This window comes from Sulfitobacter aestuarii (assembly GCF_042685005.1).
Taxonomy (GTDB): Bacteria; Pseudomonadota; Alphaproteobacteria; order Rhodobacterales; family Rhodobacteraceae; genus Sulfitobacter; species Sulfitobacter aestuarii.
Window position 1 is genome coordinate 1 of the sequence record NZ_JBHUMP010000067.1, and the last position, 1196, is coordinate 1196.

1 protein-coding gene is annotated in these 1196 nt (G+C 69.3%); it reads left to right on the forward strand.

The features are described 5' to 3' along the window. Nucleotides 1-1196: calcium-binding protein (locus ACFSUD_RS19595; protein WP_386376185.1), on the forward strand; the 1196-nt coding region annotated here is incomplete at both ends.

Here is a 1196-nt window from a genome sequence, read left to right on the forward strand (position 1 = left end):
TCACTGATCCTCGAGGGCGGCGCGCCGCCCGATACCGGCGATGATGACGGGAACATGCAGCTCAGCGCGCCCGATACCACGATCGATGCGGATGAGAACGACGCGGTGATCATCACCCTGGCGGGACTCGATGCGGACGCGACGGCCGTGGTGACGCTCAGCGTCAATGGCAGCACGGTCAGCCAGACCACCGCCAGCAACGGCAATCTGGTCTTCGATCTCAGCGGCCTGCCCGACGGCCAGGTCACCAGCTCGGTCACCGCCACCGACGGCGGCGGCAATGCCAGCACGGTCAGCGGCCCGGTCCTGACCCTCGCGACGGCGCCGGATACCTCGGCGGATGTCGATGGCAACCTGACCGTGAGCGCGCCGGATGACTACATCTCCGACACCGAGGTCAGCGCCGTGACCTTCGACGTCACCGGCATCGACGGCGATGCCAGCGCCGTGGTGACGGTCGGCGACGGCAGCAACAGCGTGAGCTCGACACCGCTCTCCGGCGATGGCAGCGTGACGCTCGACCTCCGCAGCCTCGCCGACGGCAGCCTCACGGTCTCGATCGAGGCGCAGGATGGCAGCGGCAATATGACGGGCGGCACCGGCACGCAGATCACCCTCGACGCCGGAACCGACACCACCGCCGATCTCGACGGCAATCTCGCGGTGTCCGCCCCGGATACCCAGATCGACGTGGATGAGCGCAGCGCGGTGACCTTCATCGCCAGCGGCATCGATGCCGATGCCACGGCGGTGATCAGCGTCAGCGACGGGACCGCTACCGTCACCTCCGCGCCGCTCGCCGGCGACGGCAGCGTGATCCTCGACCTCAGCAGCCTTGCCGACGGCAATCTCTCGCTGTCCATCACCGCCACCGACGCGGCTGCCAACAGCGCCACGGCCGTCGGCCCGACGCTGATCCTCGACAGCGCCCCGCCGCCGCCCGCCAACGCGCTGGTCGGCACCGAGGGCCGCGAGACGCTCGAGGACGGCGGCGGCGATGGCGAGCTCTACGGGCTCGGCGACCGCGACAAGCTCTATGGCAACGGCGGCAATGACACGCTGGAGGGCGGCACCGGGCGCGACTTCCTCTACGGCGGCAGCGGCGCGGATGTCTTCCGCTACCGGGCGAGCGACCTCGTCGGCGACCGCGACAATATCGAGGATTTCTCGATTGCCGAGGGCGACAAGGTCGATCT